The organism is Legionella cherrii (assembly GCF_900635815.1).
Lineage (GTDB): Bacteria > Pseudomonadota > Gammaproteobacteria > Legionellales > Legionellaceae > Legionella > Legionella cherrii.
In genome coordinates this window covers 2,948,968-2,964,605 of record NZ_LR134173.1, presented here as the reverse complement: position 1 = coordinate 2,964,605, position 15,638 = coordinate 2,948,968, and the positions used below count along the sequence as shown (strand labels likewise).

Genomic DNA, 15,638 nt, shown 5'->3' with positions numbered 1-15,638 from the left:
TTTTTTCAGAATCAGATAATTATCTCCTATTCCTAATTCTCTTACGGTTTCTTCCTAGCTGTAATCAGAGTATGCGGTACAAATTACTACTTGAATATCCGGATCAATCTTCCACATGTGTTTGATGGTTTCAATACCATCCCATCCTGGTGGCATTCTTATATCTACAAAGGCCAAAGCATAATGTATTCCTTTTTCCAGATCTTCCCGAATCTTATTAATCGCTTCCTGGCCCTGGCAAGCTGATGTAAAAATAAATTTAGGTAAAAAGCATTCAATTTCAGGATCATAAGGATCATCTATAGAGGCCTTATCATCAAATAATTGTTTGTCTAAATGATTCAATTCCGACTTCGTATTTGATGCAGTTAAAACTTTAATAAAATCCTGATGTATCGATGGGTTATCATCAATAATCATAATTTGTAATGGGATATTACTCATCAGGGCCTCCCTGTCTATAGGAGCTGGGGACAATAGGTAAGGTCAATGTAAATCGAGCTCCATATCCTTCTCCTTTGCTTTCAGCTAAAAGTGAACCACCCATTGCTCGAGCTGATAACGCAGAGCTGTGTAAGCCAAAACCATGACCATTTATTTTTGTTGTAAATCCAAAAGCAAAGATACGTTGCAAATTTTCTGTATTAATGCCAACTCCATTATCTTCGACAAGGATTTGCATTAACTTGTTTCCAGTTTTTTGAATCGTTAATTTGATTTCTTTAATCGGCGAAGAGTTATTTTCTAAAAGTGAGTCTTTGGCATTTTGAATTAGATTGACCAATATTTGCAGTAGCTTTGACTTATCCACAGTAATCAAAGGAGCAGGTTTAAATTCTTTAATAATCATGATGTTAGCATTTTTTGAGGAGTTCATCGTAATGTTTACTGCTGTTTCGAGTAATTCAGGAAGGTAGACTTGTTCATTCATACTTGATAAACCGCTAATTGATTGTTGAGTATCTACTATTTGACTAATATGCCGTAAGTCATTCTGCAGATTATCTACTTCAATATTATTTTTCTCATTTTCTTCTATGATAATTTTGGCAAGTGCTAACAGGTATTGCGGAATGATCCTCCCTTTGGGATCATGGGATAAAAAATCTACCAGATCGAGCGGATGTTGCTCCATCATCTCCATAATTTTTAATAACTTTTTATGATAATCCAGATTGAAGCTGTTTTTTAAAAGGGCAATTGAAACATTAGAGCTATTCAAAATATTGCCAATGTTGTGCAAAATTGTGGTTGCCACTTCGGCCATCCCAGCACGACGAGCTGCAGATGATATTTGTTGATTTAATTCTTTAATTTTTTCTTCAGAAATTTTACTTTTATGAATATCGATAACGATGCCAGCAAGTTGTTTTTCTCCTTCCTGGCATTGACCAATTATTCGATACCAATGGTAATTCCCATCAGGGTTTCTTACACGTACTTCGCATTCATAATCTATTTTATCTTTAAGTGCACTTTCTACTTTTTGAGTCAACTCAAAACGATCCTGTTCATGGACTAGTTCGATAAATTCAGCAAAGGAAGGAGCTTTATTATTCGGACTTAAATGGAATAGATTGAATAATTCATTGGACCAGATTGCGCGGTCGATAGCTCCGTCATAAGACCAATATCCTAAGCCAGCAATATGTTGGGCAAATTCAAGTTTTTCATTCAAGCTCATCATTTCGCGGGATGAAATTCTCATGGAACGTTCGTGCAAATAACGTTCCTGATCTGCTTCCATATAGGTGTTATTGATGCGTTGAATAAAAGTCTTCCACTGCTCATCAGTTTCTGGCTTCTTATCTTGAGCGATCTTTGAGTGCTCTAACTGTCGTTTTAATAATTTATGAATTTCCATATCACTCTTTTTTTAATTTTTATGTTTCGTAAATCGTTGTAATCGTCATCGTTTGGTTATGCAATTCGCAATTTCCAACAGAAAACGGTGATAATTCCCCATATGAATAAAAGCCAATCTGAGTTGAACCTTCAGGTAAAGCCGACATCGTTGATTCGATTTCTTCTTCTGTTCGTTCCCCTAAAAGAAGTCGTCTTCCAACACAGCTGATGTCAATAGCTAAAACAGGACCTAATTCTTTTAAGTTGTCGTTGAGCATTAATTGATTGGCTAGAAGTCCAGCTTCATTAGCACTATCGATTAATCGGTCAAAATTGGCCCTCATCAATTGTGCATGCCATCCTGTTGGAATATCTCCTGCAAATACCAATGATTGTTCTTTCTCATCAATTGCCAGGATTGTACGAACCAATTGGGTGTCATTGTGGGCTTCAGGATTATTGATTGCTAAAGGATAAAGCAACCCTGAAGAGGGCAGTTCAGAAGCCTTTTCACCTAAATATTCTTTATAAAGTTGCAAAGCAGGTTGATAATCTAACTCATATAAGACATTAGCTTCTGAACGAGTAACTCGGCGAACAGGACCAAAAATATCCCATCCTCCCTTAGAGGCGTGTCCAACATGAACATCGGAACCATAAAATCCTACGGCTACGACATAATGATCAAGAATTTTATCATTTAAAATGGTCCATGTTTTTTTGAAGTTGCTGCCATCACCTGCTAATCCACCGGTAATAATGAGTTTATGAGTGCCATTTGCCGTATTCAAACCTTCTACTAATTCAGAACCATTTACATTAAGTCCATCAGACAAGATAAAGATGCTGTGCAGATCATCTGCTTTTAATTGTTCTGCTATTAATTTACCCGTATTTTTTGAATCTTTACTGTGATTTACCTCGGCTTTTGCAATTTTTAATGCTGTTTTGGTAAATTTGACTACAGCAACGGTAATACTGTGGTCAAAAAGATCATCACCATAAATTTCGCCGGCTGTGGAGCAACCTATGACTTTTGATTTGCAATAAAAATTAGCTAATTGAATAATCGGTTCTTGAAAATCAATGAACTCTGGTGCTGCAAAAATAAGCACCAATGTGTTTTCTGAGTCTAGATCGGGAAACTCTTCCAAGTTCCATCCTTTATTCTTGAGGAATTGAAAGGTTTTTATTTCCATATTCTCTCCTGAGCGAAATAATCATGGGCAATAAAAAAATCTTTTTTATTAGTATAGTGTCAATTTTAGTTTTTTTCTTAAACAACAGGACGTATCTTAGGACACAAAGGAGCGTGACCTGTTTTTATTAGATTTTTTTGCTACCCTCATGAAAATTCGTTATGATGACCTTCTTCATTTTCGCTCAAGGAAACTGGTTTTTATGGAAGAAAAAAAATCACCTACGAAGCATAATCAAATGGTGATTTCTAGACGTTGGCAAGAACGTGTTTCAGCAGAGAATTTCTTAGGGCTAGTCATCCTTTGCATTACTTTGGTTGCAGCATTATGGCTTTATATCGCCACTAAAAAATCAAAAAATACGGCTCCCAAACCTATTCCTGTTGTTGCTGGAATTTCTTCCATTCGTGATGTACCCATTTATGCTCCAGCACTGGGTACGGTAACGCCGGTTTATACTGTTACAGTGCAAACCCAAATCAATGGGTTATTAATGAAAGTCCTTTTTAAAGAAGGGCAGTTGGTAAAAAAAGGGGAGCTACTTGCCCAAATTGATCAACGTCCTTATGAGGCATTGCTTACTCAATATGAAGGGGATCTCAAGCGGGATTCAGCGCTATTAGCCAATGCCCGAATTGACTTAAAACGTTATCAAAAATTATGGAAAGAAGACTCTATTTCCCAACAAACCTTAGCGACCCAGCAATCACTTGTAGAGCAATATGAGGGTAATGTTAAAACTGATTTAGGCTTGATTCAGAGTACTAAAATCAATCTTATCTATTGTAATATTACTTCCCCAACAGATGGGCGAATCGGTTTGCGCTTGGTTGACCCTGGTAATTTTGTGCAAACTTCAAATACCCAAGGTATTGCAGTGATCACGACACATAATCCCATTACCGTAATTTTCCCTGTTGCTGAAGATTATGTGCCACAAATTGCACCCCAGGCCTATGCTGGAAAGGAGATGCAAGTGAAAGTTTATGATCGGCAACAGAAGAACTTACTAGGAATAGGGAAATTGTTGGCTTTGGATAACCAAATCAGCACAAATACTGGAACAGTAAGGCTAAGAGCGATTTTTAATAATGAAAAAAATAAATTATTTCCGAACCAATTTGTTAATGTAAAAATTTTAATTGAAACCTTGAAACAAGCGACCGTTGTGCCCACGGCGGCAATACAACACGCAACCACAAAAGATTTTATTTATGTGATTCATGCAAATAATACAGTGACCGCACAAACTGTGGTTATGGGGCCCACAAGTGGTGATTATACTGTAATCAAAAGCGGTGTGCTGCCAGGCCAAAAAGTAGTCGTCAATGGTGCCGATAAATTAATGGATGGTTCGGCGGTATTTGTCCAAAATCAGCATTCCAGCAAGCCAGTTCAAAAAGCGGCTAATAAACCTCTTTCTAAATTCGCTTCGGAAAGACCACTAGGAGGAGCAAAACACATAACCGGAATGTATACATTAGTACATGAGGATTCGAGTACTGTATCGAAGACGCAGTGGTCCTCTGCAATAGAGATTCGAAAGAGGCCTAATGAATCCATAACGCGCAATATCACATGAGTATTTCAGGCCCATTTATTGCAAGAGCTATAGCCACCTCGTTGTTAATGTTCGCTATTTTTTTGAGCGGAGTCCTTTCTTATAAATTGTTGCCTGTTTCGGCCTTGCCTGAAGTGGAATATCCCACCATTCAAGTATCTACTTTTTATCCAGGGGCCAGCCCATACGTGATGAGCACCACGGTTACTGCACCACTTGAGCGACAATTTGGACAAATGCCAGGCTTGGATCAAATGACCTCAAATAGTTCATATGGTTCATCGATTATCACATTACAGTTTAAACTCGATATCTCACTGGATGTTGCCGAACAAGAAGTCCAACAATCAATCAATGCAGCGAGTAGTTATTTACCTGCTGATTTACCAAATCCCCCCGTATATAGCAAAGTAAACCCTGCAGATACACCAATTCTTACTTTAGCATTGACTTCAAAAACAATCCCTTTAACACATGTTGAAGATTATGCTGAGACTCGTTTGGTTCCAAAAATATCTCAATTAACCGGTGTGGGATTAGTGAGTTTGGGCGGAGGGCATCGGCCTGCGGTACGTATTCAAGCTAACCCTAATGCATTATCTGCTTATGGATTAACTCTGGAAGATCTGCGCGCTATTGTTATGGCTTCAAATGTGAATACAGCAAAAGGGAGTTTTTCTGGTCCTCGTTTGGCATATACAATTAATTCAAATGATCAATTGTTGTCTGCAGAAGCGTACCGTCCTCTAATTGTGTCTTATCAAAACGGTGCTCCAGTCCGTTTATCTGATATAGCTCATGTCATCGATGGCGCGGAGAATACCATGCAGGAAGCCTGGATGAACAATGAGCCTGCGATTATTGTAAACGTTCAAAGGCAACCTGGGGCCAATGTGATTGAAGTGGCTCAACGGGTTAAACATCTATTGAGTCGAATGCAATCCGCAATTCCTGCGGGAATGGAAATTAAGGTACTTACTGACCGTACTGTTAGCATTCAGGCATCAGTAAAAAATGTGCAATTCGAATTACTTTTGTCTGTAGCGTTAGTGGTTATGGTAATTTTCCTTTTCCTACGAAAATTACCTGCAACGATTATTCCCAGTATCTCAGTACCTCTGGCACTCGTAGGTACGCTGGGTCTAATGTACTTACTGGGATTTAGTCTTAACAATCTGACTTTAATGGGATTGACTATAGCAGCAGGTTTTGTGGTCGATGATGCAATTGTGATGATCGAAAACATTATGCGCTACATTGAGCTTGGTGAAAAACCATTGGCCGCTGCGCATAAAGGAGCAGAACAAATTGGTTTTACTATTATTTCTTTGTCCATATCCCTTATTGCAGTCCTCATTCCTTTATTGTTTATGGGGGATGTAGTAGGTCGATTATTTCGAGAATTTGCTCTGACTTTAACGATAACGATTGCTATTTCTGCGTTCGTTTCTTTAACCTTGACTCCTATGTTGTGTTCGCGCATTTTAAAGCCAGAAAGTGAAAGCAAAACTAATGACTTACAAAAATTTCTCGAAAAAAAATTAAACTATATTATTGAAAAATACAAAGTTTCTTTGCGTTGGGTTTTATCACGCCCGCTACTTATTTTACTGATTTTCTTTGTTACCGTACTCATCACTGGGATTTTGTTATTTCTTATTCCTAAAGGTTTTTTTCCTATTCAAGATACTGGAGTGGTTCAAGGGATTTCCGTTGCAGCCGACTCAGTCTCATTTCAAGAAATGGCTCATCGACAGAAAGCTTTAGCAAAAGCGGTACTTTCTGATCCTGCTGTAGAAAGTTTGTCTTCATTTATTGGAATTGATGGGACCAATATTACTTTAAATAGTGGACGTATTCTTATTAATCTTAAACCTTTTGATGAACGACCCGGCGTGGCTGATGTAATCAGGCGATTGCAATCCAAGGTTAGAAATGTGGTTGGTGCAACATTGTACATGCAGCCAGTTCAGGATTTAACCATAGATACGTTAACAAGTCGCACTGAATTTCAATACAGTGTGAATGGACCTGACCTTGACGAAGTGACCCAATGGTCAAAATTAATCTTGCAACGCATGCAAAAGTTACCTACGTTGAAAGATGTCAACTCGGATCAACAAAATCTGGGTTTGGTCACCGAATTGAATGTTGATCGTGATACGGCATATCGGCTTGGAATCAGCATGCAAATGATTGATGATACCCTTTATGATTCCTTTGGCCAGCGGCAAATATCGATTATGTTTACCCAACGAAACCAATATCGAGTCGTTTTGGAGGTTTTGCCTGAGTTACAAAAGGAACCCGTTGCCTTTGATAATATTTATATCAATTCCACAGTCCATAATTCTTCTCCCAGTACTTCTTCAATAACGAACGCCTCAAGTCCAGGGATAAATTATCCGACGGTTAATTCATTAGGAGCGCTTATTACCCCAGGCTCGGTATCCTCATCTATAACTACATCCAGCGGCTCAGTTCCCATTAAGACTATTGCCAGTGTGAAACAAACTGTAGGACCATTAGTCATTGCACATAAGGACCAATTTCCATCAGCTACACTTTCTTTCAATCTCTCTAAGAATGGTTCATTAGGGGAGGCTGTAAAACAAATCGATGAGATGAGGAAAAATCTGAATTTACCTCTGAGTATTACTGCTGATTTTCAAGGTACAGCAAAAAGCTTTCAAAATGCGCTTGCGAATGAAGGATGGTTGATTGTTGCTGCAGTTGTCGTCGTGTACATTGTTTTGGGAGTGCTTTATGAAAGCTATATCCATCCCTTAACTATTTTATCTACATTACCCTCAGCTACAATGGGTGCTTTGCTAGCATTATATCTCACGAATAATGAGTTCAGTATTATTGCTTTAATTGCCATTATTTTATTAATCGGCATTGTATTAAAAAATGCCATTATGATGATTGACTTTGCTCTTGAACAAGAGCGTGACTACAAAAGAAAACCTCTAGATGCAATTTATGAGGCTGCGCTATTACGTTTTAGACCAATTTTGATGACGACTATGGCTTCAATGCTTGGCGCAATCCCTTTAGCCCTTAGTAATGGCATCGGCGGCGAGTTACGACGCCCATTAGGAATTGCAATTATTGGTGGTCTCATGGTTAGCCAGTTAGTTACTTTGTACACCACTCCAATTATCTATCTGACATTTGATCGGATATCACGCAAAGTAATGAGTTATCGCAGTAACACGAATAAAGTGAGGGGAGAAGCATGAATTTATCCTCATTATTTATTCATAAACCCATAGGAACAATATTACTTGCCTTTGGACTGAGTTTTGCGGGTATCCTCGCATTTAATTTTTTACCCGTGGCTCCTTTACCACAAATTGATTTTCCCACAATTACAGTCCAAGCTCAGTTACCGGGCGGAAGTCCGGAGGTCATGGCCACTTCAGTAGCCGCTCCTTTAGAACGTCAGATTGGACTCATTGCAGGAATTACTCAACTTACTTCATCGAGTACCTTGGGACAATCGATGATAACAGTTCAATTTGATTTATCTCGTAACATTGATGGGGCTGCGCGGGATATACAGGCAGCTATTAACGCCTCTTTAAGCCAATTACCAACGAATTTGACGAATAACCCAACCTATCGCAAGGTAAATCCTGCTGATGCGCCGATTATGATTATTGCCTTGACCTCAGATAAAAAAAGCCCAGGCCAATTGTATGATGTAGCATCTACTTTTTTACAACAAAAAATTTTGCGAAGTGAAGGGGTAGGGCAAGTGAACGTCGGTGGAAGCTCTTTGCCCGCTGTACGGGTTGAAATCAATCCGACCGCATTAAACAGTTATGGAATAGGATTGACGCAACTTGCCAATGCAATTGCTGCTGCTAATTTAAACCAAGCAAAAGGTCAATTGATCCGTGAGGATTTAGCCTCAACAATTAAAAGCAATGATCAAATACTCAGAGCTTCCGGATACGCTCCCCTTATTATTAGTTATTATAACAATCAACCTGTGCGGCTTTCTGATGTAGCTGAGGTTATTGATTCAGTCGCTGATGTTCATAATGCGGGTATCGCTAATGGAAAACCTGCTGTTTTGCTGGTTTTGTTTAAAGAGCCAGGCGCCAATATAATCAAAACGGTTGACAGCATAAAAGCAATGTTGCCACAACTTGAAGCGTCAATTCCCAGTGACATTAAATTAAATATTTTAATGGATAGAACAACAACAATTCGAACCTCATTGCATGATGTGGAAATTACCTTGCTTATTGCAATGTGTTTGGTAATTTTTGTTACTTATTTCTTTCTTGGCAGCATACGTGCCATGATGATTCCTGGAGTTGCTGTACCCCTGTCTTTGCTTGGTACCTTCGCGGTTATGAAATTATTAAACTACAGTCTTGATAATTTATCACTGATGGCATTAACCATTTCAACTGGCTTTGTAGTGGATGATGCGGTTGTTGTACTTGAAAATATTTCTCGTCATATTGGCATGGGTAAAAAGCCATTTCAGGCGGCTTTAGATGGCTCTAAAGAAATTGGTTTTACTGTATTATCAATCAGTATTTCCTTAGTTGCGGTTTTTATTCCCATTCTGCTTATGGGGGGAATAGTTGGACGCCTATTCCGTGAGTTTGTGGTTACGCTTTCACTGGCAATCATTATCTCTATGGCTGTTTCATTAACTTTGACCCCGATGATGTGCTCACGAATGCTTGATTCTGATGAGGGTGCAAAGGATCACTTTTTTATACGTTTTAATGAATATATCAGAATGCGTTATGCACGGGGTCTGCGTTGGGCATTATACCACCCCATATTCATGATAGTGATCACTTTGGGTACTATTTTACTGACTGCTTATTTATTTATTATCATTCCCAAAGGTTTTTTCCCCCAACAAAATACAGGCAGAATTGTGGGTTCATTGCAGGCTGATCAAAATATTTCATTTGATGCAATGAAAAAAAAATTAATTCAATTTGTTTCTGAAATTCGTAAAGATCCTGCAGTAGAAAATGTAGCTGCTTTTATAGGGAGCGGCCCAGGGAATAATACGGCAAATACTGGGTCTGTATTTATTATGATGAAGTCATCTGTACTCAGTAAAGAGACTACAGATGAGTTGAAGGACAGGTTACGAGCCAAGTTATCTCAAATTTCTGGGGCAACACTCTATATGCAAGCGGCACAAGATTTGACTCTAGGGGGGAGACAAAGTGCGGCACAATTTCAATACACAGTGTCGGCTGATAATTTAAAGGATCTTGCGACTTGGACACCGCAAATTATGGAAAACTTGTCAAAACTACATGGGATTGTTGACCTGAATAATGATCAGCTAAATCATGGGCTGCAAATATATGTAAATGTAGATCATGATGCCGCATCTCGTTTTGGTCTCACACCGGAGCAAATTGATAACGTCTTATATAATGCTTTTGGGCAAAGTCAAATCTCTGTGATGTATATGCCAATGAACCAATATTACGTAGTAATGAATGTGGCGGAAAAATATTGGCAATATCCAAAAGTGTTGGAGGAAATTTATGTTATTTCCCCTGATGGTAATAAAGTCCCTTTATCTGCTTTTGCGCGTTTCGAACAAGGAGCAACTTTATTATCTGTCAACCATCAAGGTCAGGCTCCAGCCGCAACATTTTCGTTTAATTTAGCTCCAGGTACCTCTTTGGGCGGAGCGGTGCATAAAGTGACGCAAATCATTAATAGAATGAACTTACCACCAACGATGCGTGGTGCATTTCAAGGAACAGCCCAAGCATTTCAGGAATCTTTTGCTAATGAAAAATTTTTGATTATGAGTGCTATTCTTGCCGTTTATATTGTGTTGGGAATGCTTTATGAAAGTTTGATTCATCCGATTACTATTTTATCTACCTTACCCTCAGCGGGTGTTGGTGCATTACTCGCTTTAATGTTGTTCCATTCAGACTTAAGTATTATTGCTCTTATTGGGATGATCCTTCTAATTGGTATAGTGAAAAAAAATGCCATTATGATGATAGATTTTGCTTTAGAGGCGGAGCGCACGGAAAATAAATCACCGCGCGAAGCGATTTATGAAGCAGCATTATTACGTTTTCGTCCAATTATGATGACTACTATGGCGGCTATATTAGGCGCTATGCCTCTGGTCATCGGCTTTGGTGTGGGTTCTGAATTACGTCGACCACTTGGAATCGCGATTGTTGGTGGCTTAATCGTAAGTCAGCTATTAACACTGTACACTACGCCGGTCATTTATTTGGCAATGGATACTGCAGGATTACGTGTGCGTCATTTTATAAAACGATTTAAGTTACGAGGTGCCTATGGCCACTCATAAGCGATCAAAATCCCCACAATCTTTTAGGAAATTCAAGTTTTTTTTATTTTTAGCGCTGTCTTCTTGCATATTTTCTTCTTGTGTGGTTGGTCCTAATTATGTACCTCCAAAACTTGTAGTGCCGCCACATTTTAAAGAAGCCAAAGGCAAAACAGAAATTGGTACTAAGCGTAAAAATTGGAAACCTATTCAGCCTCAGGATGATAGGGATCGAGGCGAATGGTGGAAGGTTTTTAATGATCCAGTATTGAATGATCTGGAGAATCAGTTGTATCACTACAACCAAAGTATTGTAAATGCCGAGGCAAACTTCCGACAGTCACTTGCTATTGTTGACCAGGCTCGAGCGAGTTTGTATCCCACGGTAGTTGGTGCCTTTAGCTTATTTGAACAACGTCAAGCTGGAGGGTCCACATCCATTATCACAACCTCTGGAACTACAGGAACGGCAACGACGAATATTGTACCTGCAGCAAAAACCACAACAATTTATACCGCTTTTTTGAATGCAACTTGGGAGCCCGATCTTTGGGGACTTGTGCGTCGAACCATAGAGGCCGATCTTTCTTTAGCAGAATCTAATGAAGCATTGATCGGGGTGACGCGTTTATCCGCTCAAGGTGCTTTAGCACAATATTATTTTGAATTACGTACACTGGATAAGGTGCAAAAGTATTTAGATGATACGGTGATTGCTTATAGAAAGCTTTTACAATTTACAAAAAATCAATACAAATCGGGGGTTGTATCACGTGCCAATGTGGTTCAAGCGCAAATCCAGCTTGAATCGGCTCAAGCATCAGCGATTAATAACGGTATTTTACGCGGTCAATACGAACATGCAATTGCTGTATTGATGGGACGTCCACCTGCTTATTTTTCACTAAAACCTGTGATGATTAAATTAAAACCCCCACCAATTCCCTTGCAAGTCCCTAGCGTTTGGCTGGAACGAAGGCCTGATATTGCACAAGCCGAGCGCTTGGTGCAACAAGCCAGTGCGTTGATTGGAGTCGCCGTTGCTGCCTATTTTCCTAATCTAACTCTGACTGGAACCATTAGTGCTGCCGGGCACAGCTTTCATCAACTGATTCACAAACCTGCAATCAGTTGGTCTACTGGTTTTCAATTAGCAGAAACCATTATTGATGGAGGCTATCGTTCCGCGGGAGTGAGGGCGGCAAAAGCACAATACATGGCTCAGCTTGCCAATTACCGTCAGGTAGTGCTCTCTGCTTTTCAAAGCGTGGAGGATAATTTGATTTCTTTACGTCTTTTGGAACAACAAAGTCTAGTTCAAGATAAAGAAGCAGCCGATGCGCTCTTAGCACTCAAAATTGTTAAAAATCAATATGAGGCAGGAACGGTTACTTATGCTAATGTCCTTACTGCTCAGATCAGTGCTCTGGCAGCAGAACAGGCAGCAACCCAAGTAGATGGCCTGCAAATGGTTTCTGCTGTGGGTTTGGTCAAGGCTCTAGGAGGAGGTTGGGTCGCGAGTGTCATATCTCCCCCTAAAAAACTAAAAACCTAAGTGGGCCCTATTTCTAGGAATTGACTTTGGAAGCGTCATCTTGAAACGGGTTTTCCTTTTGAATTTGTTCAAACATTTTTCTTGTGGATGTTTTAAAAAACGCAAATCTTCGAGGCCTATCAATAATCGTTGCATTGGCGCCTTCAGATATATAACGCTGAATATCACCCAATAAGTCGTTGATGCTCTGTTTTCCCTGTGTCAATTTATTGTACTGTTCTTGATAGAGGGTTTTGATTAAATCAAATTTTTCATGACTGCTATCCATGTTTTTACCCGATGCCGATTTGGCAATTTTATCCATTCTCGCGTACATTTTTTTTAAAATGTCCCATTGTGCTTTATCTTCAGGATTTTGGTGTACTGGCAAAGGAGGGGGATATATAAATAGTTTCTCTTTGATCTTACCGTCACATAATTTTGCTTTAAAGGGAAGAGAAGTGAAAAAAAGGGACGAAACATTAGGTAATGAGTCAACTCCCATCGTGGTTTGAGTGATATACTTTGCAGTAGTTCTACAATTGGTATCCAAGGAAATTCCCTGCTTGATTTTATCTGGATCATAACCACTATCATTCGCCTGATCTGATCTCGGCTCACTTAAGGTTTCGATTTTTTTATCGTAATTTAACCAGGTAAAATGTACTTGTTCTCCAGACTCTTGTACTGCTTCAATCCATGTCGAGGGTACAGCAAAGATCGCGGCATTCGATCTCTGATTTTTTTTCATTTTTGCTAAGAACTGGATTAGATTGGCATATTGATTTATTGAAATAGTAAAGGCTTGCATCTCGATAAGGCTTTCACTCTTTTTTGGCATATATTCTGTCGATAACGAGGTTCCAAAAAAGCCCTTACGTCCAAAAGTTGCAAGTACAAGTTGTTCTTGTGTTTCAGAATCCTTAACACCAACAATCATATAGGAGTGATCTTTATATTTGCAAACCGCCATGAACAATTCTGGTTTATTGCAAGTAAAACTACCTTGATTGTATGTATAGGTCATCTTACACCAAAAACATATATATATATTAAATTAATAATAACACAAAATGGTTTGTAAATTAACAAAAAGGTTTAAATTAATCCTTGCAAGACTCGATGATTGAGCTTGAAGTATCATCATCTTTTTTGAACGATTGATTGCATTTTTAAAAGCATATTGTTTCGATATGGATGTCATTCTTGCGCAAGCGGGAATGGCGTGAGTTTAAAAAAGTCAAGGGTGGCCTAATGATTGCTAATTGACTGTGGAATGAATTTCAATTCAGTATTTGGCTTAAATTTTTTATATTAATAAATTGACATCAACAAATCATCTCTTTAGCATGGGCAAAAACTAAACGCAATGAGGGATGTATGTTAGGATTGATAAGTTTAGATGAGATTAGCTATGTACTTAATGATCGGGATGATCCCAATCATTTATTGTCAGGTGAAGCAAAAAGATTTATTGAGATTTATAAAAAGCGTCCAGGCTTTTTTATGCCTTATCAAGATGGTAAAGAATATGTTGGCGGTTTAATCGCGCCGGTTATTTATCCGTTAGGATTTGCGGCTTTAGGTTTACTTGGAATTATAGCCGGCGTGGTTTTGCCGTTTGCAACCCTGGGAAGTTGGTTTGTTGGCATAGGAGCTGGATTATTGGGTTATGCCCCATTACACAATGATGCACTTAATGCTGCCAGCCAATTCTTATCTTTTACCGGTTACGCGCTTGCAAACGCAGCAGCATGTCTTTTATTGGCGGTTTTAAGTATTCCATGTTCTTTAATTACCTTGGCTACTCGTAGTCTCGCTACCGTCGGTGCTGATGTGCTTGAATGCATGAATGAGGCACCTACTACTGAAATCCAGACTAGTATGCTTATTTAAGATAAAAAAATTGCCTCTTCTGTATTGAGGGCATTGTTCCATAGCTTGGAAGAATAAGATAACTGTTAACTGAATATGTGTCATTCCTGCGAAGAAATTCACAAAAGTGGCCTTGTGCCCAACTTACGGATCAATTTCCACCTTCTTGAGAATGACCTTTAATTTTTCAACAAAGCCCACTTTAGAAGAAGGGCGGGGAGGAGGATATTGATGCTTTATTTACTCGGTGAAAAAGAACTCTATTACATTTTTGATGGACAAACCATTAAAGAGATCAAAAATAGATCGGTTGAAACGTACAGAAAGCGCCCTGGTTTTTTTACTCCCTATGAAAATGTTTGTGAGTTCGGCGGCGAATTAATTGCCCCAGGTTTTTATCCATTTTGTGGCCTTGTCCTTGCTGGGTTTTCTGCATTTGCCTTTATGGCTGCGGCTGTTGCTTGCATCGGGACATACCTTATTGCTGCTGGCGCTGACTTATTTGGTGCTACAAAGCTCCGAAACAATGTACTTGAATTAGCCGGATTCGCACTCTATTTTACCGGAGTAGCTCTCTTAACATCTGCTGTGGGTGCTTTACTGGCTATTATAAGTTTTCCTCACAGTTTAGTCTCTATAGCTACTCGATCAATGAGTACATTAATTGCTGTAAGTTCAGAAACTTCTGGTGCAACAGAATCAGTGTCAGAGATGATCGCCGTTGAGATGAACACAGATGAGGAGTGTATGAGGGGATATTGTCTTGCTTAACTAAGCCCTTTTTTTCGGATGGTCTTCTTCTCGTTGTAAATAATGCTCTATCATTTTTAATTCCATTTTAAGGCGAGTAATTTTTTCATTTAATTTACTTTCGAGTTCGTGGCAGTTTTTAAGATCTAGAGTCATCGCTTCTTTTTTTTCTTGCTGCTGCATGACGAAATTAAGCCAATTGATTTCAATTTCCGGATTCATAGTGAGCGATTTAGGGACAGTTTGATCGAGTTGCTCTTCAAGATTTTGAATTTGATGTTCGAGCTCTTGCTTTTGGTGTTGCACTGCATGTAAATGCAAATCAAGATCATTGAATTGTTTGTTTAATTTGTTTATTAGGCTAACAAGTGACTTATTCATTGTAAGGTTGGAGTTCATTTTCAATTCGTGTATCCGTTCTAAGGTTCGATTTTAGAGCTTAATATTTCCACAAAGTTAATATTTAAAGCGCTGATTAAATCAAACTCATACAATTAAAACAACCCTACCTAAGAAAATTGAAGAAAAATCTTCTCTAAGTGATTGATATCAAAT

At 38.8% G+C, this 15,638-nt stretch carries 11 protein-coding genes; 6 read left to right on the top strand and 5 right to left on the bottom strand.

Going from position 1 to position 15,638, the window contains the following annotated elements:
• Positions 1-54 precede the first annotated feature (54 nt).
• From EL022_RS16445 to EL022_RS12615, 3 genes are read right to left on the bottom strand one after another with little or no spacing between them, the layout of a single operon-like run.
• A complete protein-coding gene (locus tag EL022_RS16445; RefSeq protein ID WP_241972178.1) occupies positions 55-444 on the bottom strand; it encodes a response regulator in 390 nt (129 codons plus the stop codon).
• Positions 437-1,864, bottom strand: a complete 1,428-nt coding sequence (locus EL022_RS12620) for a sensor histidine kinase (protein WP_028380236.1) — start codon at positions 1,862-1,864, stop codon at positions 437-439. Before EL022_RS12620 ends, EL022_RS16445 begins: the two co-directional genes overlap by 8 nt.
• 19 nt (positions 1,865-1,883) lie before the next feature.
• Positions 1,884-3,044, bottom strand: a complete 1,161-nt coding sequence (locus tag EL022_RS12615) for an FIST signal transduction protein (RefSeq protein WP_028380237.1) — start codon at positions 3,042-3,044, stop codon at positions 1,884-1,886.
• A gap of 202 nt (positions 3,045-3,246) precedes the next feature.
• On the opposite strand from EL022_RS12615, the gene EL022_RS12610 reads away from it, so the two are divergent.
• Genes EL022_RS12610 through EL022_RS12595 form a run of 4 tightly spaced genes read left to right on the top strand, consistent with a single transcriptional unit; the run spans position 3,247 to position 12,479 of the window.
• Positions 3,247-4,626: an efflux RND transporter periplasmic adaptor subunit gene (locus tag EL022_RS12610; protein WP_081776847.1), complete on the top strand. Its 1,380-nt coding sequence runs from the start codon at positions 3,247-3,249 to the stop codon at positions 4,624-4,626.
• Complete coding sequence (locus EL022_RS12605) at positions 4,623-7,850, top strand: efflux RND transporter permease subunit (RefSeq protein ID WP_028380238.1); 3,228 nt, start codon at positions 4,623-4,625, stop codon at positions 7,848-7,850. Before EL022_RS12610 ends, EL022_RS12605 begins: the two co-directional genes overlap by 4 nt.
• Complete coding sequence (locus EL022_RS12600) at positions 7,847-10,945, top strand: efflux RND transporter permease subunit (RefSeq protein ID WP_028380239.1); 3,099 nt, start codon at positions 7,847-7,849, stop codon at positions 10,943-10,945. Before EL022_RS12605 ends, EL022_RS12600 begins: the two co-directional genes overlap by 4 nt.
• A complete protein-coding gene (locus EL022_RS12595) occupies positions 10,932-12,479 on the top strand; it encodes an efflux transporter outer membrane subunit (RefSeq protein ID WP_081776848.1) in 1,548 nt (515 codons plus the stop codon). Before EL022_RS12600 ends, EL022_RS12595 begins: the two co-directional genes overlap by 14 nt.
• Before the next feature lie 13 nt (positions 12,480-12,492).
• On the opposite strand, the gene EL022_RS12590 is transcribed toward EL022_RS12595, so the two are convergent.
• Positions 12,493-13,485, bottom strand: a complete 993-nt coding sequence (locus EL022_RS12590; RefSeq protein ID WP_028380240.1) for a hypothetical protein — start codon at positions 13,483-13,485, stop codon at positions 12,493-12,495.
• Positions 13,486-13,838: 353 nt separating this feature from the next.
• Between EL022_RS12590 and EL022_RS12585 the strand changes: the two genes are divergently transcribed.
• Both EL022_RS12585 and EL022_RS12580 read left to right on the top strand, forming a co-directional pair.
• Positions 13,839-14,354 (top strand): hypothetical protein, encoded by a 516-nt coding sequence (locus EL022_RS12585; RefSeq protein ID WP_028380241.1) that lies wholly within the window; start codon positions 13,839-13,841, stop codon positions 14,352-14,354.
• Between the two features lie 210 nt (positions 14,355-14,564).
• Entirely contained in the window at positions 14,565-15,104 is a 540-nt protein-coding gene (locus tag EL022_RS12580) for a hypothetical protein (protein WP_028380242.1), read from the top strand.
• Here EL022_RS12580 and EL022_RS12575 read toward each other — a convergent pair whose 3' ends face one another.
• The gene (locus tag EL022_RS12575; RefSeq protein WP_028380243.1) at positions 15,105-15,464 is read right to left on the bottom strand and encodes a hypothetical protein; all 360 of its coding nucleotides are present in this window, start codon (positions 15,462-15,464) and stop codon (positions 15,105-15,107) included. It abuts the gene before it with no gap.
• Between the last annotated feature and the right edge of the window lie 174 nt (positions 15,465-15,638).